The sequence below is a fragment of the Candidatus Aegiribacteria sp. genome (assembly GCA_021108005.1).
Classification (GTDB): Bacteria; Fermentibacterota; Fermentibacteria; order Fermentibacterales; family JCC-6; genus Aegiribacteria.
This window is the reverse complement of sequence record JAIORS010000155.1, coordinates 20,815-47,650: the sequence shown is the minus strand read 5'-3', so window position 1 is coordinate 47,650 and position 26,836 is coordinate 20,815. Positions and strand designations below refer to the sequence as shown.

Below are 26,836 nucleotides of genomic sequence, written 5' to 3'. Positions count from 1 at the left end.
TTTAAGATGCTGGACAGAGGATTTCTTAGAAATATGCCTGACAAAGTTCGCGAAGCGGCCGAGAACAAGGGTGAACCCTGCCCGATAGATGAATGGCTGGAGCTTGATGAAAGAAGACGTCAGCTCCTTACGGAAACTGAAGATTTAAGAAGACGAAGAAATGAACTTTCCAGGGAAGTCTCTACACTGAAAAAGGAGGGAAAAGAGGCTGATGTCAGTATCCTTGAAAGTAAGGATATCGGAAAAAGAATCGGTTCAATTGGAAAACAACTGGATGCTGTAGATTCCCAGATGGCAATGGTGGAACTTCGTTTTCCAAACATTCCGGACATTGATGTTCCTATCGGCCGGGATGAAACCTCCAATCAAATCGTAAAGACCGCAGGAGAAAAACCTTCCTTCGATCACCCCCCTCTTCCCCACTGGGAGATCCTGGGAGGATTTCTGGACCAGAAAGCGTCAGGATCTATAGCAGGATCGAATTTCATTCTTCTCCGGGGCTGGGCTGCCTGGCTACAGAGAACTCTCATCAACTGGATGATGGATTTCAACTCCCAGGCCGGAATGGAAGAGATATGGCTCCCTTTCATAGCAAACCGCGAGAGTATGACTTCCACAGGACAGATCCCAAAACTCGAACATGACATGTACCGTATTGAGAAGGATGATCTCTTTCTTATACCCACGGGGGAGGTTCCCCTTACGAATATCTTCCGTGATTCCGTACTCCTGGAGAAAGACCTTCCTATAAAGATTTTTGGTTACTCTCCATGTTTCAGGCGGGAGGCGGGAAGTTACGGCAAAGACACCAGGGGGCTGAACAGGGTTCACCAGTTCGAAAAGGTTGAAATGGTCCGTATGGTCAAGCCGGAGAATTCCGAGGCTGCGCTTACGGAAATGACAGATCATGTGGGAAATATGCTTGAACTGCTGGGTCTTTCTTACAGAGTGTCCCTTCTTTCAACTGGCGATCTGAGTTTTGCCGCCGCTAAATGTTACGACCTTGAAGTATGGTCCGCCGGGCAGGAAAAATGGCTTGAAGTATCCTCGATTTCTAATTTTCGGGATTTTCAATCTAGAAGAGGCATGATAAGATACAAGCCATCCGGAGGGGGAAAACCCCGGTATGTCCATACCCTCAACGGCTCGGGACTTGCTCTCCCAAGAATAATGGCCGCCCTTATAGAGAACGGTCAGACCGAATCCGGTAAAATTGTATTACCTGAAATCCTTGCTGAAAGAACTGGAATAAAAATTCTGGGTTAGAACTGGGATGGACAGAATAATTTCATCAACAGCCATGTGTACTCCCGGCTGCTTCAATATGCTCCGGAACCGCTGATCACTGCCGAGGGAGTGAGCAGAAGAATGGCAAGATCCATCCAGATCGACCAATTGTCAACATAGTAGAGATCAAGTTTTACCATCTCGTCAAAACCCAGATTACTTCTCCCGGAGATCTGCCAGACTCCGGTAACTCCCGGAATAGTATGCAGCCTCTTAAAGTCCCTTCTGCTGTATTCTTCAACCTCTTCCGGAAGTGGCGGTCTGGGTCCAACAAGACTCATTCTGCCCGAAAGAACATTGAAAAGCTGCGGCAGTTCATCTATTGACCATCTTCGAATGAATTTCCCGGTTCTAGTTATTCGAGGATCATTTTTGATCTTGAAAAGGGGACCTGACAGCTCATTTTCCTCGGAGAGAGCAGTTTTTTCATCATGTGCATCTTTACGCATTGATCTGAACTTAAGCATCTTGAATGACTTGTTTCTCTTGCCCAGTCTTGTCTGCTTATAGAAAATGGGAAAACCGGAATCAATCATGATAGCAAGCGCACTCAAAATAAAGATTGGTGAAAGAACAGAAATGAAGATAATTGTCAGCAGAATATCTGAAACTCTTTTCAGTACAAACCCCCAGCCGGAAAGGGGAGCGGGAACGGATTCGATCAGTGTTGTTCCACCCATATGAGCGATTTTCGCTGTAAGGCTCACAATTGCGAAGACGTCTGCAGCGATCTTATACTGCACTCCCATTTTTTCGCAGGTAAGTATGATGGTCGAGAGTATGGGTGATGGAATCGAATGACTGGCAACAACCAGCTCCTGAACGTTCTTCTCTTTAATTATTGCTGAGATCAGATCAGATGGAGTGTCTGGAGCGATGTAATCAACTACAGTATATGGGAGCTGTGCACGGTTCTCCATGAAAATACCAAGTTGTCTGGCTTCCTCAGAAATACCCAGAATTAAGATTCTGGATGGATTTCCTGTTCTACTGCTGATCTTTCTGAATGCTGAATGCCAGAAACTTAGAAGAAGCGCTGAAGCAGGAAACGAGAAAATCAGCACAAATCTGGAGAAAAGAAGCTGTCTGGTGATGAAAGTCATAGCAAGAGTGAACAGAACGGCCATGAAGGCTCCTCTGATGATTCCTGCAACTTCCTCTATCATGCCGAGACCGAACTCGGGCTTATACACTCCGAACACTGCCATGAAAGCTATCTGAACAGAACCCAGCACCAACCCGCTCAGGAAGTAATGATAGACAGAAAGTCTGAAATCTGATCCCATCAAATCTACCAGGAGAGAGTGCCTCAACAAGAAGCCTCCCATGAAGATTCCGGTAATCAGAACAAGATCTGTAATGGGAAGCATCCATAGGAAATTTCTTTTGCGATCCATCAGCATTTCCCTCCGGGTCCGACTCCAAACAGAGCACCGGGGTGTGTTGCAAAAAATCTGAGCATGCTCTTAAAATGAAGATTCAGTGTAATTCCTCCCGAAATACTCTCTCTGTGGCAAACGTGTCTGATCTTTGCTTTCGGTTCAAACCAGATATCCATTCCCCTTTGCCAGGTTCGCCAGCACCACTCGACATCCTCAAAATACAGAAAGTATTTTTCCGACATGAGTCCGATCCTCTCGCGACCTGAGGGAGTCAACCACAAAGCCGCCCCCACCAGCCAATCAGGTTTCACCGGTGTTTCAGTTGAATTGAATCTGTTCATGTGATCAGATGCTATCTTCATGCCTGGTCCGGTTTTTCCGAGAAAGGTTCTCCGTGAAGCGATTACGAGAGGTGATGGCCATGTTCTTGCTGTTGACTGACGGATATTGTTTTCATCCACCATTGCCGGCCCTATGATAGCTGCATTCGGATGTTCTTCCTCGAATTTGTGCAACGCTTTTATAGCTCCTGGAAGAATTTCTACATCCGGATTCAGAAAGAACAAACTGCTACCGCCAGCCATAGTCACGCCAAGATTATTTGCTTTTGATAAACCAAGATTACCCTTATTGAATATCTGCTTCAATGGCCATTCATAAGATTGGAGGATGCTTTGAGTTTCGTCTGAAGAAGCATTATCGACAATTATAACATCGACAGGCCTCTCATCTGACGGAAGAGAGAATAGAGAGTTAAGCACCCTCTCAATTACCTGCTCACTGTTGTATGTCGTAATGATTGCTGACCATTTCATATAGCTAATATACAATGCGGGGAGAGTTTCACGATCCTCTCCATTTTCAACTCTCAACAACTGAAAGAGAAATTGAAATAGGATCAGTCTATATTTCCATACAATGCGGGACGGGCTTTAATGCCCGTCCCTAGCACCAACGGAATGCCAGCTTCAGTGTGAACTTAGCTGGATCTGCATCGCAGAACATTCCTCCATGAAAGCCCTGGCCATAAGACGGCCTGCAAGGGCTTCTGAAGAGCGGGGATCTCTTCGGAGTGCACATTCGTAGAGTGCAAATGCCGTGACGTAGTCCCCATTATCCATTGCCTCTCTGGCGATGCTGACATAGTTGTCAACACTGGCGGGGCAGGAGGATATGGTTACACTGGCCAACATTACCGACGGCAGAAGTGCTACCAGTATGATTGGTATCAACCTCATGCTGAGCACCCCCTCAACCTGGCCGGGGTTCCCCCCGAACAGACGTCTGGTAACCCGGCTGTCCTTCCCTGTTTCCAGGGCTGGGATCCGTGGCTTTGCGTCCCGGGATCTCGCCCGGTTTGCATTGAGTCAAACGGTAACCCGGCTGTCCTTCCGCTTTCCCCTAAAGCGGCTGGGACCCGTGGCTTTGCGTCCCGGGATCTCGCCCGGTTTGCATGACGGTGCTCTACCGCCAGTTTATATTCTATGACTTATTTTGCTAATGTAAAGGGAAATAGGCTATTATCACTGAAGATGGATATTACTGTAGATACTAATTCAACAGTGAGTCAGAACAAACCGAACGCTTGTGGGACTCGGCTAAGAAAAGTGTATACTTCACTGAATCCCGCGTCCGTGAGAAGTTCTCTTCCTCTTTCAAGACCGAAGAAAACATGGGATTCCCGATGAGTGTCCGAACCTATGGTAATCAGTCTTCCGCCCATTTCCTTGAACAATGAAAGGATTTCCGGTGTGGGATACGTCATCTTTTCTTTTCTGCGCAAACCTGAAGTGTTAAGTTCCAGTGCTATATTTTTTTCTATTGTTGTTTCAAGAATGGTGCGAATCGTCTCCGGAAAACATTTCGTTTCGTCGAATCCATAATCCAGGCCCGCCAGCGCAAGGCCTCTACGGAAAAGACCCATGTGCGCAAGGATATCGATATCCGCTTCTTCAACCATTTGCAGTGTTTCAACGTAGTACTGCTCAACGATACCGAGAGGGTCTCTGTCATTGTAGGCTTCAGCCCCAAGAACCATGCCGATTCCCGCAACTGAATGAAGAGCCCCGGTTATGAAATCATAATTTGAATAATCAACAATGTTCTTCACCTGTTTTTCGTACACATGGGGTTCTCCAACTTCAAGACCCTTCATAACGGAGATCTGACCTTTTGACTCAATCCTGGCGCGATTTATTGACTCGTCGTAATCTTCCGCATTGAACCCCCCATAGCAGTAATCCTCGGGGTTCAGGTCAAGGTGGGCAACGAAGCCTATAGCCGTAAGGCTGTTCTCTGTTCCTCGCTGTACGAGCTGCCAGGCAGGAATATCAGCGTCCGGCGAGTCGCTCGTGTGTACATGCATATCATTAAGAAGGTTCAATTCGTCCCTAATAGGTTATCGCAAGCCCCGCGAGTATCATACTTCTTGAAATATCAAGGGGTATAGAGAACTGGAAAAGTATGGACTCGGGAATATACGTTCTGTTCTCGTTCGGGCTGCCGGGAGGTTTCAATTCGTACTTGCAGCCTAAGCGAATGCACGAGAAGCATGTATTATCAACCGAATCCCAATCGTGAGAACCATCCTGAGATTCAGGGATATTGGCAAGATCGGGACCGTACCCGATATCGCTTCCAACGAATACCTCAAGATCCCTATCGAACCTGTGCCCTGCGCATAGGGACAATCTGGGAAGCATAACCTGAACCGGAATTACGTAGTTCATATTCACCATGGCTGATACCGCTGTTGCATCATGTGGATTCATAAAGTTGTACTTCACCATTGGGCCTACTCCGTAGCCGAAGGACGAAACTCCCAGATCTATCCTGTCCGTCGCTCCTATGGCAAAATCCGCAGTGGGATAGGTTTCAAGATAATCAATTCTGTTATCTTCGGCTTCACGTTTTGATTCAGCCGAGAAATAAGCGGGAAGGGTAACTCCGCCGGTCACAGTGATATGATCTTTCCCCAGCGTATGAGCTCCCTGCATAGCTCCGTAGTAACAGGATGAAAAAAGAAGCGCGAAAAAGATGGAGGCTAGAATAATCCTGAGCATTTCAACTCCTTTTGTAAGTTGGGTAAAAGATACATTACCAATTCAAATAGGCAAAGTCTTAACGAAACTGGACTGTAACGACTTCATTTAGTATCTCTATAAATTGATTTCATGAACAAAAACAGAGGGAGGAAAGCAAATGGGAAAGAGAGTTGCATTCGTACTCAGTGGCTGCGGAGTCAAGGACGGCTCCGAAATACACGAGGCTGTTTCCGCGCTTATCGCGCTGGACAGGGCTGGTTACGAAGTTATCTTCACCGCTCCGGATGTTCTGCAGACTGCCACAATTGACCACGGCTCAGGGGAACCCTTGAAGGAAGCCAGAAATGCATTAACGGAGGCTGCGAGAATTGCAAGAGGCAACATCAGGCCTCTTTCCGATCTTCAGCCGGATGATTACGATGCTGTTATGTTCCCCGGGGGATTCGGAGCAGCCATTACGCTGTGCTCATTTGCTTCCGACGGTCCTGAATGTTCCGTCAATCCCGAAGTAGAAAACCTCATTAATGAAGCCAGACAATCCGGTAAACCAATAGCGGCTATGTGCATAGCTCCCGTAATACTCGCAAGAACGATTCCCCTTGCAAGGCTGACTATCGGCACCCATCCTGAAACAGCTGATGCCATTAATTCCATGGGGGCAATTCATGTGAACTGTCCGGTCAACGAATCGGTTGTTGATAAAGAGAAGAAACTTGTAACAACGCCAGCTTACATGCTCGCAAACGGTCCTGCTGAACTCTTTGAGGGCGTGGTAAACATGGTTGAGAAACTTGGAGAGCTTTTCTGAAACAGCTGTAGAAAGCGGGGAAGTTTTTTATGCTTCCCCGCATTCATTAAGGAACTATGTAACGAAATCCTAGAACGAAGCTTTTATGTCACCCCATGTGGAACGCTGAAGCGCCACGGGAACATTCGGCCAGACAATCGTGGCGCCGTCCGGAGCGGTAACCACCATTTCGTCAAACCAGAGGGTGTCATATTCCGAGCTCGAGTAAATCCTGCCCTCTATCATGAGGCCCGCGTGCGTTGAATCAGCATCGATAGTCCATTCATGTGACAATTGCTCCCAGCCGATTCCGGAAGAGTAGGTGCTGTTACCGCCGGCGCTTCCGTCGTAATTGCCTGGATCCGAGTAATTTGCGTTATAGTGGCCCCATATGCGACCGGAAGGACTGGAACTGGGAGTATCGTCGTATACGTAGAACGATGCCGCAACGGTGTCGCCCTCATCGAGGTTCTGTATCCAGCATATAATAGCCTGAGGCGTTGCACCCAGGGGGGATTCGTAGAACTCAAGGGATTGTGCACCTGAGTAAACAGGAGAGGAGTACTCGAGTTCGGGATTACCATTACCATAGACAGCTATAACCGTGAAAGATTCCTCCCAGCCGTAGGTTTCAGTCTGGATGGCAAGAGCGGCCACGGGAAGGACAAGAAGCAGGGAAGCAAAGGAAACAAGGTGTTTCATGATCATCTCCTATCATAATTATTTTCTTATCAATATCACCGGATACTCTTCTAGAATGCCGCTTTAATGTCAGCCCAGGTGCCGCTCTCAAGAGCCATATTGCCTGGTGTATGGATTGTTGCGTGATCCGGCGCAACGATGGTCATGTCATCGACCCATACAATATCCCCGGGATTTGAGTAAATCCTTGCTTCAACAACAAGTCCGGTGTGTCCGCCTGAAACAGTCCAGGTCCAGGATACTTCGTCCCATCCGGTGCCTGGTCCGTAATCGTCATTACCGCTCGCGCTTCCGTTGTGTCCAGTAACATCACCCGGGTCATCATTCCAGTGAGCCCATATTCTGCATGATGGAGGTGCAAGCGGTGTATCATCGAATCTCCAGAAACTGCCCGTTACTTCATCGCCGTCCTGAAGCCCTACTATCCATGCAACATATCCCTGAGGTGTGCTTGAAGAGAGACGCTCAAGGCGAAGAGACTGTGAACCCGTATGTACCGGATCAGTGGCGATTGTTGCAGTTAAGCCATCGACCGGATACATGCCGAAAATAGTCTCGGTGCCTTCCCAGCCGTAGTTTTCTGTGATGTCAGCGAATGCCATCTGTGAAGAAGCAAGAAGGATGACAACAATAAAAACAGATTTCATCTTTTTCCTTTCCTTTTCAATTTTCAAATCATACTTCCACACATAATTCATAAACTATTTCAGTCAAAATATCAAGCCCTTTTTTTGCTATTATGATTCTTCTTCTTCACTATTGCGATAAAAATACGGAAACATTGTTAAGGGAGTATTAACCAACATAGCACGATAATTTATTGAATTCAATTTAATCCGATATATGTGATTAAACGTAAAATCACGAGATTTTATATCAAGAAAAGCTATTATCCGGTCAGAATAAGTCAGATAAGTAAGTCCGACCTTAGCTAGGCGCGATTTTTCTCTCGCTTTTCCTCTACCATTTCCTTGACCTTCATCAACCTTGTAAGGTTTCCCCGCTCCATTTCATCCAGCTTCAACCTTATCGACCTGATTGCCTCCTCCAGTTCCGGAATCAGCTTATACTCAAGTGCGTTCACCCTTCGCCTGGTCGTATCTATTTCCCTTGCCAGCAAACTGATTGCCTTTTCCTGCTCCGCCAGTTTAATGATCCTGGGAAGAAGCTCCTTATAGATTTTCAGCGACTCATCAAGTTCCGCGGGGGTATCGAACATTCCGTAATTTCGCACATTGCCTTCTATTGAAACATCGAATACCGGCAGGACCAGGTTCATTATCTTCCGTCTGGACGTTTTTACCGTTGCCCTGGCTCCGGGATACCGGAGCGCATCCAGCAACCCCGGTTCGCTCATGGCAGCGCGGGCGAAAAGGAACTCGCCGTAAGCTTCGCAAAGTTCCTTTTCAAGTTCTTCCCTTGCGCCTTCGTAGTCCGATATAAGTATCTTGAACTGACGCATGAGTTCATCCAGTTTGTCCTTCAGAAGTTTATGCCCCCTCTGCGCAAGTTTTACTTTTTTACGCAGCTGAAGCAGCTCCATCCGGGTTGCTCTGACAACTATGGCCATCAGTCTGACGCTTCCGCTGGCCAGTACTTGTCAAGCCGGACGGGGTCTATTCTCTTCATCTCGCTCCTTGGAAGAAGTTTCAGAAGTTCCCAGCCGAGATCAAGTGTCTCGTCTATGTTCCTGTTCTCATGCTCCCCCTGGCTGATGTATCTTTTCTCATACTCTTCCGCGAATTTCAGGTATTTCTGATCAAGAGGGCTCAGAGCCGCGGCGCCAAGTATAACCGCCAGTTCCTTGGCGTCCTTGCCCGCGGAATAGGCTGCCATAAGCTGGTTGAAAAGGTCAGCGTGATCCTCTCGCGTTTTTCCCTTGCCAATACCCTTGTCCTTCAGCCTTGAGAGAGACTCCATAACGTCCATGGGCGGATAGATGCCCCTTTTGTGAAGCTCACGGTTGAGAATAAGCTGCCCTTCCGTAATGTAACCGGTAAGGTCGGGAATTGGATGTGTTTTGTCGTCTTCGGGCATTGTCAGAATAGGTATCTGTGTTATCGATCCCTTCCTGCCTTTGATCCTTCCCGCCCGTTCGTAAATCGAGGAAAGATCGGTGTAAAGGTATCCAGGGTATCCCCTTCTTCCGGGAACTTCCTTTCTCGCCGCAGAGATTTCTCTCAGCGCATCGCAGTAGTTGGTCATATCCGTAAGAATAACAAGGATATGCATATCTTTCTCGTACGCGAGGTACTCGGCCGCCGTCAGGGCCATTCTTGGTGTGGCGATACGTTCAATCGCGGGGTCGCTCGCAAGGTTCAAGAAAACTACAGCCCTGTCCATGGCCCCTGTCTTCCTGAAATCCCGGATGAAATAATCGGCCTCTTCGAACGTTATTCCCATTGCGGCGAAGACAACAGCAAAGCTTTCCCCCTCTTCCATAACCCTCGCCTGTCTGGCTATCTGTGCCGCTACGGCGGAGTGGGGAAGCCCGCTTCCGCTGAACACAGGGAGTTTCTGCCCCCTGACCAGAGTATTTATACCATCTATGGAACTGAAGCCCGTCTGTATGAACTCCGCGGGGTAGTCTCTGGCGTAGGGATTGATGGGAGCTCCATTGATATCCTTCATCTTCTCCGGAACTATGGGAGGCGCTGTATCGAATGGGGCCCTTGGCCTTCCCTGGCCGTCAAAAACCCTTCCCAGCATCTCCTCGGAGACTCCCAGTTCCACCTGTTTTCCAAGAAATCGGACTTTGCTTTGTGAGATATCCGTTCCGCTGCTACCCTCAAAAAGCTGTACAAGTGCCATACGGCTGTCAATTTCAAGAACCTTGCCGTGACGTATCTCTCCGTCGGGAAGCTGGATCTCGACCAGCTCTTCGTAAGCAACTCCCTCGACCCTGTCCACCAGCATCAGTGGGCCGGAGATCTCTACAGTCGTAGTGTATTCTCTAATCATATCCCCGCCCTCCTATGCGGTTTGCTCTTCCTCTATCAGATCGTTGATCTGCGAGTTTACATGTTTTTTTATCTCTTCAATAGCATCGATATCTTTTTCAGGGGTATAACTCATTCTCGCAATCTCCTCCTTCAGGGGAAGATCGAAAAGATCCTTTGGCGAAATACCACTGCGGATGGCCTTATTCATCTCCGTATTGGTATGCATTATAACTTCCATCATTACTTTCTGCTTCACTATCGATGTGTAGGTATCCACCTCGTGGAAAGCGTTCTGATGCAGGAAATCCTCTCTTAGGGATCTTGCCGTGTACAGTATAAGCTGATCTTCGGGTGAAAGGGATTCTGCTCCCACAAGCCTTGCTATTTCAAGAAGGTTGGCTTCCTGCTGAAGCAGGGATATGGCTTCTTTTATCATCGGTACCCATTCCGTGCCAAGCTCTTCGTCGTAGTACTCCTTCAGGTTATCCATATAGAGGGAGTAGCTGTCAAGCCATCCTATTGCAGGGAAATGCCTTGCGTAGGCAAGCTTCGCCTGAAGGCTCCAGAATACCTTAACAACACGGAGGGTGGCCTGCACCACCGGGTCGGAAAGGTCTCCGCCGGCCGGGCTGACAGCCCCAACTACCGTAAGAGCTCCGTTTCTGTCTCCTCCTATGCATTTCACATTACCCGCTCGTTCGTAGAATTCGGCGATTCTGGTTCCAAGGTATGCGGGATATCCCTCTTCACCCGGCATTTCCTCAAGCCTTCCGGACATTTCTCTCATCGCCTCGGCCCACCTGCTTGTGGAGTCGGCCATAAGGGCAACGGAATAGCCCATATCCCTGAAGTACTCACCGATGGTTATGCCTGTGTATACACTTGCTTCCCTTGCTGCCACCGGCATGTTGCTGGTATTGGCTACAAGAACGGTTCTTTGAATCAGCGGCTCCCCGCTTTTCGGATCCTCAAGTTCGGGAAACTCCTGAAGAACATCGGTCATCTCGTTGCCGCGTTCTCCGCACCCAACGTAAACCACTACTTCAGCGTCCGCCCACTTGGCAAGCTGGTGCTGAATAACCGTTTTTCCGCTTCCGAAGGGTCCGGGAACGCATGCGGTTCCTCCCTTACCCAGGGGGAAGAATGCGTCGATGACTCTCTGGCCGGTAATAAGTGGTTCTTCGGGAGCTCTCTTCTCCGCTATAGGGCGAGGTTTTCTAACGGGCCAGTTATGGTACATCATTAATTCAACGGTTTCGCCGGATGGAGATTTCAGCTTCGTTATTACCGTATCGATATTGTACTTTCCCGGTTCAATCATCCAGGTGATTTCCCCGACCACCTCCGGCGGGATCATGACTCTGTGAGTTATCAGTTTCGTTTCGGGGACTTCGCCGAGGACTTCGCCGCCGGTTACTTTCTGGCCAACGACCGCTACAGGACTGAAATCCCATTCCTTATCATGATCCAGTCCCCTTATACTGATTCCTCTGGTTATCCAGTCACCGGCCTCTTCTCGGATTTTATCCAGGGGACGCTGGATCCCGTCGTATATAGCAGTGACAAGTCCCGGGCCCAGTTCAACCGATAGAGGTTTTCCTGTAGCCTGCACGACATCGCCCGGTTTAAGCCCTCCGGTTTCTTCGTAAACCTGAATCGATGCTTTATCTCCCTTTAACTCTATTATTTCGCCTATCAATCCGTAATCGGATACATATACAAGGTCGAACATCCTGGCTTGCTTCATTCCATCCGCAACAACCAGCGGACCCGCTATTTTATCTATTGTTCCCTTAATCATCCGTGCCTCCGGTGGGTTGCAGTTTTAACTCCTATCGTTTTTCATTTCTTGTCTTCTGACATAAGATCTACTCCGACCGCCCTTATGATAAGCTCCCTTATCGTATCCTCTCCCCGTTTCTGAGTCCCCTTAATTCCGGGAAGAACAACAACCGACGGAATTGCGGCTAGAACAGTTTCTTCTATCTGTTCCTGGAGACAGTCCATCATGTCTTCAGTTATCATGATAATGGAGGTTTTTTCCTTTACAAGCCTTGCGAACTCCGTACGGGCATCGGCTTCGTTCTCCGGGACTACCGTTTCCACGCCCAGGGCCCTGAATCCGAGTACCGAGTCGGTGTCTCCAAGAAATGCTATCTTACCCTCAGCCATCCCGCCTCCTATTCACGCGGTAGTCGCTTTGAAAGCCTGTCCTCGCTTACTCCTGCCGATTTTGCCGCAAGAAGTAACCTGAGATGGTTAATTTCCATTTCCCGTCTTATCACGAAAGCCGCCAGCGGCGACGGGCCGAAGACAGGGAATGCTCCTTTTTCAAGCAGTTCCAGTAATTTCCTGTCACATTCCCTTTCGAATCCGAAAAATGAACCATCCTCGAGAGCTTTCTCGAATGCAGCTCCGATTTGTTCAAATCCCGGAGTTTCCGCGATAAGCAAGGGCAACGTGTTACGCTGATAGGCTTCCTCGATTTCATCCTCAGTATGATAACCCCCCGGCAGCAGCATTTTACGAAGGAGCTGCCTGGGAACATCGTCAATGATGCATCTTCCGGCTGTGAGAAAATTCTTCTGTTCGAGGTTGGTCATAACGAATGTCCTGAATCCGTGATTTATATCAATGAGTTCATCACTTTCGACTGCGGCGGCAAGATGGTCCATTTTCCTGTCCACTTCCGCTTCACCCGCTCCCGGATTTTCAAGAAGTTCCTCAATTGTCCGAGAGAAAAGAGGTGGAAGCTCGTCCCTGGCTTCATCGGAGTTCACAGACTTCTTCAAAATCTCTGTATCTATCAGCCCTGGCCGTTCAACCTCTATTTCTTCCTCTGATCCCTCTCCTGAAAGGAGTTTTTTCCAGATATACCTTGCGTTTCTCACATCTCTTCGATGAAGGATTCCCCTTACGAGCCTTTTATCCTCGGAAAGTTCCAGCAGTTCATCTTCCGTCGTTTCCATAGCTTTGTTCAAGCAGTCCTCCATGGAGTGATACTGCATGAAACCGCCGTACCACGTGTCACCGAGAAGCCTCGTTGCCTCTTCCAGGTCTACCGATGACATGAGCATCTGCCACATGCGCCTGTCCAGAAGGGTTGTTTCTTCTCCGCTTATTCTGCCGTTGGCATAGATGAAACTGTCTCCCATGGATCAAGTCTTCTCAAGCTGAATGAGACCCGAAAGCTCCATAATCATATCCTCATGGGCAAGATCTGCTATCATGGGAAAAGTGCCGTTCTGGCTGATCTTCCCGGATTTGAAAATCACACCGCCGTTTTCGGAATGTCTTTCTTCGGAAAGGACGAATTCACGATCACTTCCCGAGTATTTCCCAAGGTATTCCGGAGTTATTCGTGATTCATCTACGGTGGATATTACAACTTCAATTTTTCCCTTCAGATCACAGCCCTCAAGAAGGGATGATATCATCATGAGATATTCGGAATCATCGGATGAAGCAAGGTTCCTTACCGCTTTACCGATTGCGTCATCCATCATCGCTCTTCTGGCGTTAAGAATCTTCCTGGCCGCTTCCCTGCGAACATGAAATTCTTTTCTTTTCAGTTCTTCCCTTATCCCGGATTCTATCTTTTCTTTATTTCTGTTGTGTCTTGCTTCCAGTTCTTCAGAGTGTTTCTTCAGAGCCGTGTTCTTTTCCTTCTCTGCCGATTCAATGACAGCCTCAGCTTTCTGGCTGGCATCTCCCTTTATTTTTGAAATAATCGCTTCGAGAGACATCTCCCCGTTACGCTCCAATACCCTGAAGCATGAGGAACGAAACAAGGAACCCCAGAATAGCGTAAAACTCTACGAAGACCGCAAGAATAAGGGATTTCGCGGAATCATCCGGCTGCTTTGCGGTCATCATTGCGCCGCCGGCGCATACTTTCCCCTGGTGAATTCCAGAGAACAGACCGGCAAGAGCTATTGGAATCCCGGCCGTGAATATCTGCCACGCGACAGGCATACTCATGTCCGGAGTAACTTTACCAAGCAAAAGGAAGGCTATCACAAAACCGTATATTCCCTGAGTTCCAGGCAATGCCGAAAGAAGAAGCAGTTTGCCGAATTTTCCCGGATCTACGCTCATCACACCCGTACTGGCCTGGGCCGCTATCCCGACGCCCACGGCTGATCCTATCCCCGCAAGTGCGCAGGCCAGAGCAATTCCCATGTATGCTACGAGTTGTTCCACTTATTGTCTCCCTTCACTCCTATAAGAGCTTTGTTATTAATTTCTTTTAATGTGCACATATTTCGGTTCGTATCTCAACGGTTTGAACGGTATTCCCGTTCCATCGTAGAATTTCCCGAAGAATTCAACAAACTGCAGCCTTGCTGTATGTATGAAACCGCTGAGCGCTGCCATCGCGAGGTTGAAAATATGCCCTCCAATAACGACAAGCGCAGCGAGTACAAACCCCAGTACAGGTATTCCAAGTTCACTTATCAGCATTCCGCCCATTGTATTAATTACCTGTGCTATGATGGCGCTCGAGAGCGCGAGGGCGAAAAGTCTTGAGTACGAAAGCACATCTCCCAAAAGGTTCACTATTCCGTACATCGCATAAGCTCCCAGGCCGATCTTACCGAATCCCGCCGCTTCTCGCCCTCCCATTATAAATATCAGAAGAGCTCCCATCGCAAGCATGTACATGAATATGCCGTCCAGTGGGCCGTTTACATTGTAAAGAGCTCCTTTCAGGAGGTAATGGTTGAAAAGCCATGGAAAAAGACCCGCCGTAGCAAGCAGCCACCCGGACTGGTCAACAACCGCCGCGAACTTCTCTCCCGCTTTCCATCTCTTCACAAGATTAACGACGATGCCTGCTGTCAGCTGCAGCAGCCCCAGCGCCAGAGTGAGGTAAAGGAACTGCTTTGATACTCCGAACCCGTCCTGCCCTGGTTGACCTGGCTGATATCCGGGAATCAGGCTGTTCAGAATGTTAGCCGGTGCCTGAAGGAATCCCGGCAGCTTATCGAAAGCGATACCGAACCAGCCTCCCAGGAAAACACCTACAAGAATGCTCGCCAAACCGCCCTGGAAAAGAAGCTGAAACAGCCTCGGGTTACCATGTCGCCTGCGGACAAGATACCACCCGACAGCGGAACCAATTGCAAGGGCTATTCCGTAACCTGCGTCTCCTATGCATATCCCGAAAAACAGCGCGTAGAAAGGCGCCATCAACGGAGTAGGGTCCGGATCATTTCTTGTAGGCTGTCCGTACATGTCGGTAAGTAATGTATATGGAGCTGCTGCTGTTTTTTCCGTCAATGGTGACGGTGGGATTTCTCCTTCAGAAGGTTCAATCTCTTCAACCGCTACTTCGCCTATCTTATCAAGACTTCTGGAGAAGTCTTCAAGATCCGCTGACCGTATCCAGGCCCTGAAAAGATATGCATGTGAACTGGAATGAGCGGATCTCGTTGCCTTAACACGTTCAAGAAGCAGTCCGGCGGCATCAAGAAGTGTGCGAAATTTCCCCAGGCCGGAAGCGAGTTTTACCGCTCTGTCATGAAGAGCTTTCATTCTTTTTCGAATAAGAACAATTTCGCTCTGAACCTCTTCTATCCGCTCAGATATCATTCCGGTTCGTGCCCCGAATTCCTGCTGCGAGAATCCCTGTTCGAAAAGTGCCTTCATTACCTCTTGTTCGACTGACTCATGAGTGACGGCAAGTACTTTCTCAATATTCTTGTCCTTCTGGATAATTACAAGTTGTAAAAGTGGGAAATCCTTCTCGAGAAGATGTGCTATTTCAATGGATTCCTTTTCAAGTATTCCCGCGGCTATCCTTATTCTACCTTTTCTTCGAATCTCTTCGAATGGCACAGGCATGTCTTTCCAGAACCGAAGGAATTCCTCTTCCTGCAGGAGTTCCTTCAGCGCTCCCTCCAGCTTGGCCTTCTGAACTGCAATAATCCAGGCTCTTTTTGCGTCTTCAAGCAGCCGTTTGTCTTCAAGAATAAGTAAAAGCTCTTTTTCCCCGATTGAAAGCGGAGATGATGGTGGGGGTGGAGCCCCATCAGCGGATTCCTCCATCAGGAAAAGGATCGCCTTTTCAAGACTGGAGATCTCTTCAATGAGATCATCTGTGTTCATACTGGCGGGTTTCAGGAAATTTTCCCATTCCGGCTCATGTATTTCAGACAGATCTATAAGATGAACATTCCCCGAGGATTCAATTTTATTGAGTACCATTTGCCTTTTCAGAGAATGGCACAGAATCTCTATCTTGGAAACAGCATCAAGGCTCATCAGGTTTTTCTCCCGCTTATCAGAATGTACTCTTTCAGTTGTTCTGTCGCGGCTTTCTCAAGGATATCGGAGCTTTCAGCAAGCTTTTGAAGCTTCTTCTCTGTTTCTGCGGTAAGGCTTTTTGCCAGTTCGTCCGTTTTTCTTTCAACTTCCGCCCGTTCCTTTTGTACAGTAGCCTTCAGCTGATCATCTTTTTCTTTGCTTTGCTCGTCCTGCAGATCAGGTATGGACATTCTTATTCTCTGGGCTTCCTTCTCAGCTTTTTCAAGTTCCAGCTGAGCCCTGTCTTCCTCCATGTGGAGTTCTCCCAGCTTAGACATTTAATACCAGCCTTTCGAATGATTCAACGGTTCCTTATTTACAAATCCTTAACAGGGTTATTTACCCGAATTTGTGCTATGCCTCCATAACAGAGTCTGTTGTGGATATTACTTATGAAACTACTTTAAGTGATTTTGTAATGTATTGAATATTAACCATTTATAAGGTTTTCCACAGTATACTGAACTTTTCCACATTTTCCACATTAAGACTCTGAACCGTTGCCACGACTCATCTTGCATGATCCCTCGAAGAAAACCCCATCCTCTATTACCAGAGAACGAGTAAAAATGTCTCCTTCAAGTCTTGAGCCACTCTGGAGTTCCAGCTGTTGTTCGGCTTTGACCGTCCCCTGGATCCTTCCGCCTATCACAGCCTGACTTACGGTTACATCTCCGGTTATTACACCTTCTCGTCCAACGGTCAGTGTTCCCGAAACAATAACCTCTCCATCAACTGTACCGTCAATTCTAAGACCACCATCTACTTTGACGGAACCCTTGCATTGGCTTCCGGAACCAAGAATAGAGTCCATTGTTGAGGATAATTCATTTTTAGACATATTGTTAGATTTCCTCTTTTCTGCTACTGTTCAAGCGAATCCTCCTGTGTGGAGATAAGTGAAGTGATGTTTTCCAGCCTTTGTCTGAATTCATGAAGCCGCTGTATTTCGTATTCCATGCTCTCCAGTCTGGATTCAATATTCCTTCTCAAGGCTAAAGAATCCCGCAGCTGAGAAATTTCTCCTTCCAGCCTCGCTGTTTCACCGGTATTGATCAAACCGTATGCTACGATTATCGCAGCTGTCGACACAAGCAGTACGAACAGTGCCATAAGAATCCTGGTAAGATAGAGTTTCCATCCAATTATATTAAACTGGCGAAGCGTTTTCCCTGTATTGGAAATAAACGTTGCCGTAAAGCCTTTTTCGGGCATTTACACCTGCCTGTTCCTCTGCCGCATGCAGTATACTACGCTGAAGAGTTCTTGTTTGTCAACAAACTCGAGCATTATCAAAGCCTTTCGAACATATTCCGGATACTATTCCCGTTCATCCCTATACCTATCGATGCCATCAGTAGAATTCTTAGCTTATGCCCCTGCATGTCACCGGCAAGAATTGCTCCTTTCTTTTCAAGGTCAGCTCCTCCGCCGGTGTAATTGTATACTCCAAGCACTCTTCCAATATAGCATCTGCTTGTTATACATACTATCATTCCCTTCTCAACTGCATACTGCACAGCACTGGAAACATCGGTCGGAACATTACCTCTTCCAAAGGCTTCTACCACAAGCGCATCGTCGCCGCACTCAACGCTGTATCTGATTTCCCTTGCTCCCATTCCTGCTGCAATTCTGACCAGTCCTACCTTCGAATTCAGCTTCAGTTTACATTCCGGAAGCTGGATTCTCCAAATTGGTTTTCGATGCAGCAGAACACGGTCCTGGTCAACAAAACCGAGTGGACCGTATCCAGGTGATGCAAAACTGCTTACATTACTGGTATATGTTTTTGTTACCCTGCCGGCGGAATGAATCTCATCGTTAAGAACTACAGTAACTCCCAATTCATGAACTTCATGCTTTGAGGCAGTGAGCAGCGCCCCCCTTACATTTCTCGGTCCGTCAACACCCATTTCGGCCTTACTTCTCATGGCAGCTGTAAAGACAACAGGAATCGTACCCTTGAGATAAATATCTGCCATAAAAGCAGTTTCCTCAAGAGTATCTGTGCCGTGCGTGATAACAATCCCGTGATATTTTCCACTTGAGGACATCTCCTCAAGTTTCAGGCACAGTTTTAACATTATCTCAGGGGTAATTTGCGGGCTTGGAATGCTGCAGAATCTGATATGTTCAACTTTTACGCCGGGAGGAACCACTTCACCATCTATTGGAAGAGGGTTATGATGATCGGAAATGTCAAGTCCGCGATGGCCCGGAAGCATTTCTATTGTTCCCCCGGTGGAAACTATGGCTATGTTTTTGTGGTACTCTCTTTGAAAGCTAGATGTAGCGTATGCCGTCATTGTGCCCTGTTACACTGTTTCCTGTTATTCGAATAAGTTTCGTTTTAAGTTTGTCAGGCCTGTCTGCGAGTGATCTTATATATAGCCTTGCCTTGCCGTTGCTCCATAGTCTGTCTATCATCTGTATGAGTTCGCTGTCTCTGCTGACAGCTTCCAGCAATGGCTGATGCGCCTCTACAAGTGTAAGAAGATCCGATCGTGACGAATCCTGCGTCCATTTGATAAGAATCGCAACAGTGTTCGCGTTGTCTCTGTACTTGCGGCGCATACCAAGGCTTATAGCTCCGGCTTCCGGCGCGGATACCGCACCTGTTCTGGTTCCTATTTCAAGGAAGAACTGCGCCACCGTTTCCACTGCATCTCTTGCAGCCTCGAGTTCTGACGTAGATTGAACCGAATCCGGATTGAAGATCCATAAATGTTCAAGAACGGATCTTGCTGATTTAATCTCGCTGGGTTTACGCTTCATGATCTCACTTTCAAGCGCGGCGAAAATCCTTCCGAAATTTTTCATGAACAGTATCTGCTGCTGTGCGGATTTTTCTCTTGAAATCCTGTCAAAAAGCCGGATGGAGATTTTCCTGCCGGGGATATAACCGGCAACAGATTCTGCTGCTTTCCTTGTTGCTTTTCTCAGCCACATCAGTTTGTAGACATTTTTGTCAAGATTCTTTGTAGCGATATCAACTGTCATCTTCCTGCCGCCTTCGTTTTTTGACAGTGACTTCTCAAAGGCGTTAAGGACTATTCCGGGTTTAAAATCATCATCGGTTCCAAGATATCCGATTATATCTACAAAATCATTTATCATCTGTTCAATTTTTTCAAGACTCTTCTTGTCATCACACAAAATTATCATATCCAGAAGAACGTTCTCAATTGTGGAAAATACACTTTTCCGCCAATGTCTGCATGCATTCTGACCGGGGGGACATGTCTGTTCCTGGAAGAAGCTCGAGACTTTTTCTGGAATTTCCACTTCTGAATCATTATCTCCGTTTTCAAGTACCCTGAAGATATCAATGATATCGCTGCCTTCCGCTATTTTTCTGAGTTTCTCTATTTCATTGCGGGAATTTTCATTATCAGTATTGGATGAAATCAGATCTCTGCACCCGTTTTCAATAAAACCCTCTATGAGTTTTCGCCCCTCCCGGAGTAGTATCTGACGGTAGAGTGGCTTACTGGTAAGCATTTGAATCGATTCAAGTATATCTTTCTCAATTGCTGATGAAGCATCCCTGATGTCCCGCCAGTTCGACATAAGATTATGAGCATCAAATTTCTTTTCGAATTCTGTGAAGGGAGTATCGTCGTTCAATTTCCTGGCGAATTCGTTTATCAGTTCCGTCTCCAGCCTGCGGGATATCCATGAAAGAAAATCCGCTCCGGCAGGTTCTCCGTGTTTTGAGGCTACCGAAAGCTCCGATACCTCTCTTAGATATGGAATAAGAACATCAGGTTTATCGGAGATAAGCTCTGTCGCAAGGGGTATTGTCTTGCCGAAAAACAGAGAAGCGGTCTTCAGTTGCCACAATGCTACATTACTGTCTTCCGTTTCCTTTGAGGGAATGATAGTATCTATCATCTGTCTCATGAAGACCCCGGTTATTCTTTCTCCTATGTCCGGGTGTTCAACCAGTGTTTTCACGAATGCCGTAAGCCCGTAGGAAAGGAATTTACTGAAGATCCTGTGTCCTGTTTTTTCTATCCATACCGCCTGCTGGGAAAGTATTTCGCAAAGCATTCTTGAGGAGTAGATAAGATCGTTGGCCTTCTTCTCTTCAATACCTGGAATCCTGAGCAGGTTCTCCATTGTTTTTTTAAGCGCTTTACTCCTGTCCTCTGCCCTGAAAAGCTTTCCTAGAAGGGTTGTTTCCTCTCTTCGGAGCTGTTCTATGCTCATATCTCTGTTATAAGTAGAGACAGCCGTTGAAATGAGTTCGGTGAATACAGAGTCTTCCGTATCCTTTTCCTGCAGAAGAGGAGCCATTACTTTATCCATGAATCTTCCTCTGAGTTCTACCTTTTTTATCTTGCCCAGTGTACGAACGATAATCTGCACAGAATCCAGTGATTCCTCGGCGAGTGGTGTAAGCCAGTCTGTCTGTTCTCCTTCCAGTAGTCTGTTCCTGTAATTTTCATTAAACAGATCAAGTATACTGGTAAATATCTCGCTTTTTGAAATAATATCCTGAAATCGTGCATTCTTAACCGCTCGAAGTAGAAGTATTAGTGAAGGCAGTAATTTATCAAGGTTTATCTTTACATTTTCCAGGTAATTTTTCATGGATTCTATCGCTGTTTCCGGGTCATCGAGTTTCAATATCGAGTCCATCAGTCTTCCAACAGAATTAATCACCCGCCTTGTTTCTGATTTGCTGGTCTTTCCCTCAAGAAACCGAAACGCTATTGGAATGTAATCAAGGAAATAATGAGTTTGATTGTTCTTCAGATAATCGTTTCCACTTCTTTCGTGGGCAAGCCTTGATATCATGATTATCAGATGATTGTCATTTGTCTTTTCTGCTATTGAATAAACTTCGCGGAAACAATTGTATAATGCATTGCCTGCTCCCGCGAAAAGCATTATTTCTGTGATTGCTCTTCCATATTCCATACTGGACGCGCTATCGGTGACTTCAAGATCCATTATTTCCAGGTTTATGTCTCTCTCAGCTCTTCTTTTGAGGGCTTCAATTGCCTGGTCGGAAAGCTTTTCGATAACTTCGTGCATTTCCTGTTCTGTAAGATAGCCCTCGATATCATTAATAACGTCTTGTATTGCGTCTTCTATCAACGCATGCAGTTCTTCCGCGTCTTCCAGCTTTCCAAGAAAACCCGAAAGGGTACGAATGGCTTCCATCTGTACGGAGAATCCCCTCATTTTCCTGTAAAGTGATTCCCCGTTCCTTCCCACCGACCTCCATACGGGAAGGTCATCCTCTGCAAGAAGATACCATCCTGTCTCAACCGCGAAATCAACAAGGGACTCATGCACAACAATCTGGGAGTCTTTCATTATCTCGTTTGCTCTGGAAAGAGCCCTTATAACATTTCCCCCGCCTATTCTTGCCCTTTCAAGCATAAAACCGAACCGCTGAGGCCATTGTATGCCTTTCTGAATCAGGTTCTCGGCAAGAGAAAGGTCTCCTGGTGCTTCCGAAAGAACAAGAAATACCTTGTACAACAATGATATAAGGTCATCGAAGACAAGCCCCGTGCTGGGGCCGATTTGATTCCATACCCAGCCAAGATGAAAAAATTCCTGAACTGCGACAACCGCCGCATCCGACGGGAGATTGGTAAGAGCCGCGAACCATTTGACTGCTGCGTCTTCCATAACCGGAGGGGGTGTGTGCATATTCGAGAGGTTTTCAATCAATTTATCTACATCTTTATCTTTTATTGTTACAAGCAGAAATGCAAGAGCTTCCCCGGCGGCTTTCCATTCTCCGGAAAAAAGAGGAATGGACATTACCCTGTTTTTTGTTTCGGGGGATATAACGGATGTATCAAGTTTCTTCTCTGGAAGACTGAAGCCTTTACCAATTTCGGGAGGTTTCATGGAACGAAGTTGATTCTCGCGGCTCCATGCTTCGATAATCGTTACAACTTTTTGAACGTCTATTCTGATTCTCCCTGTTCAATATCATCATTTCCCTGAGGAACAATAGCCGAATCGACCACTCTGTCATCTTCAGGCAGTTTCATCAGCCTGACTCCCATCGTATTCCGTCCCATCTCCCTTACCTGTTCAACTGGAAGCCGTATTATCATTCCAAGCGCGGAAATAAGGATTAGCTCATCTTCTTCGGAAACCTGCATTATTGAAATGACAGGACCGTTTCTATCGATGTTGCGGATATTTATAATTCCTCCGCTTCCCCTGTGGGTAAGCCTGTATTCCTCAGTTGAGGTTCTTTTGCCATATCCGCCCTCAGTTACAGTAAGCAGGCTTCCGGGGTTTTCCATGACAACCATCCCCACCAGACTGTCGTCCTTATGAACCCTGACGCCTTTCACTCCTCTTGTATGCCTTCCGGTAGCGCGGATTTCCTTCTCGGAAAATTTGTTGGCCTTCCCGTTTGAAAGGGCAAGGAATATCATGCATTTTCCGTTCGTAATGGCAGCGGAGACTAATTCGGCATTGTCATCAAGCTTGATTGCCCATATTCCATTTTTCCTTGGATGACTGTAACTGGAAAGAGTTGTTTTCTTAACGAGTCCGTTGCTCGTTGACATAAGTATGAACCTGTTTTCATCGAATTCCTTTACACAGACGTTGGCAACTGGCCGTTCATCAGGTTCAAGGTCCAATAGATTTACTATAGCTTTTCCTTTGCTGGTGCGGCCCGCTTCAGGTACCCTGTAAACTTTTAGCCAGTAGCATCTTCCCTGGTTGGTAAAGAACAGAATGTAACTGTGATTGGAAGCTATGAATATCTGATCCAGAGCATCTTCCTCTCTGGTTTTTGCTCCGGTAATACCCTTACCGCCTCTGTGCTGGCTCTTGTACGTATCAATTGAGAGCCTTTTTATATATCCTTCCCTCGATACAGTTATTGCCATTTCGTCGTCCGGTATAAGATCTTCTATGTCTATTTCCCCCGGGGCGTACTGTTCTATTTTCGTTCCGCGTTCTTTGCCGAATTCCCGGGCTACTTCCTTAAGTTCATCTGAAACAACCTGCATCCTCTTTGATCTACTGGTAGCAAGTTCTCTTAGCTCTGCAAGAAGAATTCTAAGTTCCTCGTATTCGTTCTCAAGTTCCTCGCGCTCAAGTCCTGTAAGCCTTCTAAGTCGCATATCAAGTATTGCCTGTGCCTGAATTTCCGAAAAACCGAATTTCTCCATAAGCTCCGGTTTGGCTTCGTCGCTGCTGTCGGATTCTCTAATAACCTTTATGACTTCATCGATTATGTCCTGTGCCTTAAGCAGACCTTCAACTATGTGCGTTCTGGCTTCAGCCTTCGAAAGGTCAAATGCGATTCTTTTTTCTATGACATCGTGCCTGTGTTCTATATAGTAATCCAGGAATTCGCGGAGTTTTAGCCTGAGTGGCCTTCCGTCGCATAGAGCAAGACAGTTCGCGCCGAATGTTTTCGCAAGACTCGTATGTTTGTAAAGCTGGTTAAGGACTACTTCCGTAAGTACATCCTTCTTCAGCTCTATAACGATGCGCATGCCCTCTCTATCGGATTCATCTCTGAGGTCGGCTATCGTTACTATTTTCTTCTGCTTGACAAGATCGGCTATGTTTTCAATCAGTTTCGTTTTGTTTACCTGATAGGGGATCTCTGTAACTATTATCGCTTCCCTGCCCCTTGGCGTTTCTTCTATATTGATCCTGCCACGAACACGGACGGACCCTTTTCCGGTTCTGAAATAATCACTGATACCCTTTGTACCCATGATAATTCCGCCGGTAGGAAAATCCGGCCCCTTGATTATGCTGAAAAGCTCTTCGTCGGCAGTATCTGGATTATCAATGATACTGCAGCATGCCTCTACTACTTCCCGCAAATTATGGGGCGGTATGTTCGTAGCCATACCGACAGCTATTCCGGACGAACCGTTGACCAGAAGATTGGGTATCCCGGAGGGAAGAACAGACGGTTCTTTCAGGCGGGCATCGAAATTGGGAACCATATCAACGGTTTCTTTATCGATATCCTGAAGCATTTCCTCGCCCAGCTTCGCCATCCTGGCTTCCGTATACCTGTATGCAGCTGCCGGATCGCCGTCAATTGAACCGAAGTTTCCCTGTCCATCAACCAGGGGATGAAGGAGAGAAAAATCCTGTGCCATTCTAACCATAGCATCGTAGACCGCTGAATCCCCATGGGGATGGTATTTGCCGAGAACGTTGCCCACTACCGTTGCTGATTTTCTGTACGCGCGTTTGTGGGTTAGTTTCTGCTCGTACATCGAATAAAGAATTCTTCTGTGTACCGGTTTCAGGCCGTCCCTGACGTCCGGCAGTGCCCTTGAAACGATAACGCTCATGGAATAGTCCATATAGGAACGCTTCATTTCCTCTTCTATATCAATTACATCTGGTTTGGTTATTTGACTTCTGCTCAACTGATCTCCTTCGAACCTTTCGGTCATACTGAAGTTCTTTCTACTTCTTTATCAGGCATACTAGACATCCAGATTGATTACATCGGCTGCGTGCCGCTGTATGAATTCGCGCCTTGGTTCAACATCATCACCCATAAGAACAGAAAATATGTGACTGGCCTCCATGGCGCTTTCAAGCCTGACCTTAAGAAGAATCCGCCTTTCGGGATCCATCGTTGTTGCCCAAAGCTGTTCAGGATTCATTTCACCGAGCCCTTTGTACCTCTGCATTGAAATTCCTTTTGAGCCTAATTCACTTACTATGCTCTTTCTTTCTTTTTCATTGTATGCGTATCGTTTGGTGTTCCCCTTCCTGATAAGGTACAGCGGAGGCTGGGCGATGTACACATATCCTTTTTCTATCAGCTCAAGCATATGCCTGTAAAAGAAAGTAAGCAGCAGTGTTCTTATGTGAGAACCGTCAACGTCAGCGTCGGTCATTATTATAACTTTATGGTATCGCAGGCTGTCTATATTGAAGTCTTCTTCGATACCGGTTCCGGCAGCAGTGATGATGGTTCTGATTTCATTGTTCTTGAGGACCTTTGCAAGTTGTGCCTTTTCGACATTGATTATCTTTCCTCTGAGGGGAAGGATAGCCTGGAAATGCCTGTTACGTCCCTGTTTAGCTGAACCTCCCGCTGAATTACCCTCTACGATGAAAAGTTCTGCTTCCTCAGGGTTGTTCACGGAGCAATCGGCAAGTTTTCCGGGAAGGGCTGCTGTTTCAAGAGCTGATTTCCTTCTTGTAAGCTCCCTTGCTTTCTTTGCCGCCTGGCGGGAGCTGTTATTAACGATGCATTTCTGAATTAGCTTCCTTGCTATCGAGGGATTTTCCTCAAGAAACGTTGACAGTCCCTTGCTTACATGTGAAAGTACAGCCCCCTGAACTTTTCTGTTGCCAAGCCTGGTTTTTGTCTGACCCTCAAATTGAGGATCACGGATTTTTACACTGATTACAGCTGCCAGCCCCTCTCTTACATCGCTCCCGGAAAAAGAGTCTTCCTTACGGTTGAACATGTTATTCTGCATGGCATATTCGTTGAGTGTTCTTGTAAGAGCCGATTTCATTCCGGAAAGGTGTGTCCCTCCGTCAATGGTATTGATATTGTTCACAAAGGAAAATATGTCCTCCTGGAAAGCCTTGTTGTACTGAAGCGCTACATCAACAATTATCAGTCCCTCTTCTTCAAGATCAAACTCTCCGCTGATTCTCACAGGGTCATGAAGAGGTGCATTTGCTTCGTTTACATATGCCACGAATGAGCTAAGGCCCCCTTCGAAACAGAAAACCTCTTCTCTTTCCTTATTCTCACGTGTTTTGTCGGTAATACTCAATTTCAATCCATTGTTCAGATAAGCAAGTTCCCTCATTCTTCCGGAAAGTGTCTCGAAATTCATATTTGATGTCTCGAAAATTTCCTCGTAATCAGGTTTGAATCTTATCCTGGTCCCTCTGAGATCAGTTTTACCGATCTTCTCCTGGTTTCCTTTTGATTCACCTCGTTGAAAACTTTGTCTGTAGATAGTTCCATTTTTATGAACCTCAACGGTTAACCATTCCGACAATGCGTTGACTACACTTACACCAACGCCATGGAGGCCTCCCGATGTCTTGTAAGCTTCATTATCGAATTTACCGCCGGCGTGAAGAGTGGTCATTACAACTTCAAGAGCGGATTTTCCACTTTGATGCATTTCTACCGGAATTCCACGCCCGTTATCGTTAACCGAGATCGATCCATCGTTGTGAAGAACAACCTCTATCGATGTACAAAATCCTGATTGCGCTTCATCAACACTATTATCAACAACTTCCCAGACCAGGTGGTGAAGACCCGTCTGTGAAGTAGAGCCGATATACATGCTGGGTCTTTTTCTGACATGTTCAATGCCTTTTAGAACTTTTATCGAATTCGCGTCATATTTTTCAGTATTCCCGGTCAAA

The 26,836-nt window shown here is 46.8% G+C and carries 24 protein-coding genes and 2 riboswitches; of the genes, 2 read left to right on the top strand and 22 right to left on the bottom strand.

Annotation, left to right across the window (positions count from 1 at the left end; genetic code table 11):
* The first annotated feature begins 6 nt into the window (after nucleotides 1-6).
* Nucleotides 7-1,266, top strand: a complete 1,260-nt coding sequence (serS, locus tag K8S15_09820; protein MCD4776331.1) for a serine--tRNA ligase — start codon at nucleotides 7-9, stop codon at nucleotides 1,264-1,266.
* Between the two features lie 53 nt (nucleotides 1,267-1,319).
* Here serS and K8S15_09815 read toward each other — a convergent pair whose 3' ends face one another.
* The 5 genes from K8S15_09815 to K8S15_09795 form a co-directional block, all read right to left on the bottom strand.
* Nucleotides 1,320-2,684 (bottom strand): sugar transferase, encoded by a 1,365-nt coding sequence (locus K8S15_09815; GenBank protein MCD4776330.1) that lies wholly within the window; start codon nucleotides 2,682-2,684, stop codon nucleotides 1,320-1,322.
* Nucleotides 2,684-3,484: a glycosyltransferase family 2 protein gene (locus K8S15_09810; GenBank protein MCD4776329.1), complete on the bottom strand. Its 801-nt coding sequence runs from the start codon at nucleotides 3,482-3,484 to the stop codon at nucleotides 2,684-2,686. The genes K8S15_09815 and K8S15_09810 overlap by 1 nt, the downstream gene beginning before the upstream one ends.
* A 153-nt stretch (nucleotides 3,485-3,637) precedes the next feature.
* Nucleotides 3,638-3,907 carry a hypothetical protein gene (locus tag K8S15_09805; protein MCD4776328.1) on the bottom strand — a complete coding sequence of 90 codons (270 nt, stop codon included), beginning with the start codon at nucleotides 3,905-3,907 and terminating at the stop codon, nucleotides 3,638-3,640.
* A gap of 45 nt (nucleotides 3,908-3,952) precedes the next feature.
* Nucleotides 3,953-4,039, bottom strand: a riboswitch (cyclic di-GMP riboswitch).
* Nucleotides 4,040-4,131, bottom strand: a riboswitch (cyclic di-GMP riboswitch).
* A 105-nt stretch (nucleotides 4,132-4,236) separates the two neighbouring features.
* On the bottom strand, nucleotides 4,237-5,052 hold the full coding sequence (locus K8S15_09800) for a histidinol-phosphatase HisJ family protein (protein MCD4776327.1): 816 nt from the start codon (nucleotides 5,050-5,052) through the stop codon (nucleotides 4,237-4,239).
* Between the two features lie 7 nt (nucleotides 5,053-5,059).
* Nucleotides 5,060-5,731: a hypothetical protein gene (locus K8S15_09795; protein ID MCD4776326.1), complete on the bottom strand. Its 672-nt coding sequence runs from the start codon at nucleotides 5,729-5,731 to the stop codon at nucleotides 5,060-5,062.
* Between the two features lie 139 nt (nucleotides 5,732-5,870).
* Between K8S15_09795 and elbB the strand changes: the two genes are divergently transcribed.
* Complete coding sequence (gene elbB, locus K8S15_09790; protein ID MCD4776325.1) at nucleotides 5,871-6,521, top strand: isoprenoid biosynthesis glyoxalase ElbB; 651 nt, start codon at nucleotides 5,871-5,873, stop codon at nucleotides 6,519-6,521.
* 69 nt (nucleotides 6,522-6,590) lie between these two features.
* Here elbB and K8S15_09785 read toward each other — a convergent pair whose 3' ends face one another.
* The 17 genes from K8S15_09785 to gyrB all read right to left on the bottom strand — a co-directional run bounded on the left by K8S15_09785 (nucleotide 6,591) and on the right by gyrB (nucleotide 26,835).
* Nucleotides 6,591-7,202, bottom strand: a complete 612-nt coding sequence (locus K8S15_09785; protein ID MCD4776324.1) for a hypothetical protein — start codon at nucleotides 7,200-7,202, stop codon at nucleotides 6,591-6,593.
* A 50-nt stretch (nucleotides 7,203-7,252) separates the two neighbouring features.
* Nucleotides 7,253-7,876: a hypothetical protein gene (locus K8S15_09780; protein MCD4776323.1), complete on the bottom strand. Its 624-nt coding sequence runs from the start codon at nucleotides 7,874-7,876 to the stop codon at nucleotides 7,253-7,255.
* Between the two features lie 257 nt (nucleotides 7,877-8,133).
* Nucleotides 8,134-8,772, bottom strand: a complete 639-nt coding sequence (locus K8S15_09775) for a V-type ATP synthase subunit D (GenBank protein ID MCD4776322.1) — start codon at nucleotides 8,770-8,772, stop codon at nucleotides 8,134-8,136.
* Entirely contained in the window at nucleotides 8,772-10,163 is a 1,392-nt protein-coding gene (locus tag K8S15_09770; protein MCD4776321.1) for a V-type ATP synthase subunit B, read from the bottom strand. Before K8S15_09770 ends, K8S15_09775 begins: the two co-directional genes overlap by 1 nt.
* Before the next feature lie 12 nt (nucleotides 10,164-10,175).
* Entirely contained in the window at nucleotides 10,176-11,945 is a 1,770-nt protein-coding gene (locus K8S15_09765; protein ID MCD4776320.1) for a V-type ATP synthase subunit A, read from the bottom strand.
* Between the two features lie 41 nt (nucleotides 11,946-11,986).
* Complete coding sequence (locus K8S15_09760) at nucleotides 11,987-12,316, bottom strand: hypothetical protein (GenBank protein MCD4776319.1); 330 nt, start codon at nucleotides 12,314-12,316, stop codon at nucleotides 11,987-11,989.
* 8 nt (nucleotides 12,317-12,324) lie between these two features.
* Complete coding sequence (locus K8S15_09755; protein ID MCD4776318.1) at nucleotides 12,325-13,299, bottom strand: V-type ATPase subunit; 975 nt, start codon at nucleotides 13,297-13,299, stop codon at nucleotides 12,325-12,327.
* A gap of 3 nt (nucleotides 13,300-13,302) precedes the next feature.
* Complete coding sequence (locus K8S15_09750; GenBank protein MCD4776317.1) at nucleotides 13,303-13,890, bottom strand: V-type proton ATPase subunit E; 588 nt, start codon at nucleotides 13,888-13,890, stop codon at nucleotides 13,303-13,305.
* A 7-nt stretch (nucleotides 13,891-13,897) separates the two neighbouring features.
* Complete coding sequence (locus K8S15_09745; protein MCD4776316.1) at nucleotides 13,898-14,326, bottom strand: V-type ATP synthase subunit K; 429 nt, start codon at nucleotides 14,324-14,326, stop codon at nucleotides 13,898-13,900.
* A gap of 57 nt (nucleotides 14,327-14,383) precedes the next feature.
* Nucleotides 14,384-16,411, bottom strand: coding sequence for a hypothetical protein (locus K8S15_09740; GenBank protein MCD4776315.1), 2,028 nt, complete (start codon nucleotides 16,409-16,411; stop codon nucleotides 14,384-14,386).
* Nucleotides 16,411-16,731, bottom strand: a complete 321-nt coding sequence (locus K8S15_09735) for a hypothetical protein (GenBank protein ID MCD4776314.1) — start codon at nucleotides 16,729-16,731, stop codon at nucleotides 16,411-16,413. The genes K8S15_09740 and K8S15_09735 overlap by 1 nt, the downstream gene beginning before the upstream one ends.
* Nucleotides 16,732-16,937: 206 nt before the next feature.
* Entirely contained in the window at nucleotides 16,938-17,294 is a 357-nt protein-coding gene (locus K8S15_09730) for a polymer-forming cytoskeletal protein (protein MCD4776313.1), read from the bottom strand.
* Between the two features lie 23 nt (nucleotides 17,295-17,317).
* Nucleotides 17,318-17,668: a hypothetical protein gene (locus K8S15_09725; GenBank protein MCD4776312.1), complete on the bottom strand. Its 351-nt coding sequence runs from the start codon at nucleotides 17,666-17,668 to the stop codon at nucleotides 17,318-17,320.
* Nucleotides 17,669-17,745: 77 nt separating this feature from the next.
* Nucleotides 17,746-18,762, bottom strand: coding sequence for an asparaginase (locus K8S15_09720; protein MCD4776311.1), 1,017 nt, complete (start codon nucleotides 18,760-18,762; stop codon nucleotides 17,746-17,748).
* Complete coding sequence (locus tag K8S15_09715; GenBank protein MCD4776310.1) at nucleotides 18,740-22,330, bottom strand: hypothetical protein; 3,591 nt, start codon at nucleotides 22,328-22,330, stop codon at nucleotides 18,740-18,742. The genes K8S15_09720 and K8S15_09715 overlap by 23 nt, the downstream gene beginning before the upstream one ends.
* A 59-nt stretch (nucleotides 22,331-22,389) precedes the next feature.
* Nucleotides 22,390-24,876 (bottom strand): DNA gyrase subunit A, encoded by a 2,487-nt coding sequence (gyrA, locus tag K8S15_09710; protein ID MCD4776309.1) that lies wholly within the window; start codon nucleotides 24,874-24,876, stop codon nucleotides 22,390-22,392.
* A 33-nt stretch (nucleotides 24,877-24,909) separates the two neighbouring features.
* Nucleotides 24,910-26,835: a DNA topoisomerase (ATP-hydrolyzing) subunit B gene (gene gyrB, locus K8S15_09705; GenBank protein MCD4776308.1), complete on the bottom strand. Its 1,926-nt coding sequence runs from the start codon at nucleotides 26,833-26,835 to the stop codon at nucleotides 24,910-24,912.
* Nucleotide 26,836: the final 1 nt, after the last annotated feature.

What these genes read in the sequence shown, in the direction of transcription:
- serS (MCD4776331.1), top strand. Translation starts at nt 7, where the DNA reads ATGCTGGACAGAGGATTTCTTAGAAATATGCCTGACAAAGTTCGCGAA.
- K8S15_09815 (MCD4776330.1), bottom strand. Translation starts at nt 2,684, where the DNA reads ATGGATCGCAAAAGAAATTTCCTATGGATGCTTCCCATTACAGATCTT.
- K8S15_09810 (MCD4776329.1), bottom strand. Translation starts at nt 3,484, where the DNA reads ATGAAATGGTCAGCAATCATTACGACATACAACAGTGAGCAGGTAATT.
- K8S15_09805 (MCD4776328.1), bottom strand. Translation starts at nt 3,907, where the DNA reads ATGAGGTTGATACCAATCATACTGGTAGCACTTCTGCCGTCGGTAATG.
- K8S15_09795 (MCD4776326.1), bottom strand. Translation starts at nt 5,731, where the DNA reads ATGCTCAGGATTATTCTAGCCTCCATCTTTTTCGCGCTTCTTTTTTCA.
- elbB (MCD4776325.1), top strand. Translation starts at nt 5,871, where the DNA reads ATGGGAAAGAGAGTTGCATTCGTACTCAGTGGCTGCGGAGTCAAGGAC.
- K8S15_09785 (MCD4776324.1), bottom strand. Translation starts at nt 7,202, where the DNA reads ATGAAACACCTTGTTTCCTTTGCTTCCCTGCTTCTTGTCCTTCCCGTG.
- K8S15_09775 (MCD4776322.1), bottom strand. Translation starts at nt 8,772, where the DNA reads ATGGCCATAGTTGTCAGAGCAACCCGGATGGAGCTGCTTCAGCTGCGT.
- K8S15_09770 (MCD4776321.1), bottom strand. Translation starts at nt 10,163, where the DNA reads ATGATTAGAGAATACACTACGACTGTAGAGATCTCCGGCCCACTGATG.
- K8S15_09765 (MCD4776320.1), bottom strand. Translation starts at nt 11,945, where the DNA reads ATGATTAAGGGAACAATAGATAAAATAGCGGGTCCGCTGGTTGTTGCG.
- K8S15_09760 (MCD4776319.1), bottom strand. Translation starts at nt 12,316, where the DNA reads ATGGCTGAGGGTAAGATAGCATTTCTTGGAGACACCGACTCGGTACTC.
- K8S15_09755 (MCD4776318.1), bottom strand. Translation starts at nt 13,299, where the DNA reads ATGGGAGACAGTTTCATCTATGCCAACGGCAGAATAAGCGGAGAAGAA.
- K8S15_09750 (MCD4776317.1), bottom strand. Translation starts at nt 13,890, where the DNA reads ATGTCTCTCGAAGCGATTATTTCAAAAATAAAGGGAGATGCCAGCCAG.
- K8S15_09745 (MCD4776316.1), bottom strand. Translation starts at nt 14,326, where the DNA reads ATGGGAATTGCTCTGGCCTGCGCACTTGCGGGGATAGGATCAGCCGTG.
- K8S15_09740 (MCD4776315.1), bottom strand. Translation starts at nt 16,411, where the DNA reads ATGAGCCTTGATGCTGTTTCCAAGATAGAGATTCTGTGCCATTCTCTG.
- K8S15_09735 (MCD4776314.1), bottom strand. Translation starts at nt 16,731, where the DNA reads ATGTCTAAGCTGGGAGAACTCCACATGGAGGAAGACAGGGCTCAGCTG.
- K8S15_09730 (MCD4776313.1), bottom strand. Translation starts at nt 17,294, where the DNA reads ATGTCTAAAAATGAATTATCCTCAACAATGGACTCTATTCTTGGTTCC.
- K8S15_09725 (MCD4776312.1), bottom strand. Translation starts at nt 17,668, where the DNA reads ATGCCCGAAAAAGGCTTTACGGCAACGTTTATTTCCAATACAGGGAAA.
- K8S15_09720 (MCD4776311.1), bottom strand. Translation starts at nt 18,762, where the DNA reads ATGACGGCATACGCTACATCTAGCTTTCAAAGAGAGTACCACAAAAAC.
- K8S15_09715 (MCD4776310.1), bottom strand. Translation starts at nt 22,330, where the DNA reads ATGAAACCTCCCGAAATTGGTAAAGGCTTCAGTCTTCCAGAGAAGAAA.
- gyrA (MCD4776309.1), bottom strand. Translation starts at nt 24,876, where the DNA reads ATGACCGAAAGGTTCGAAGGAGATCAGTTGAGCAGAAGTCAAATAACC.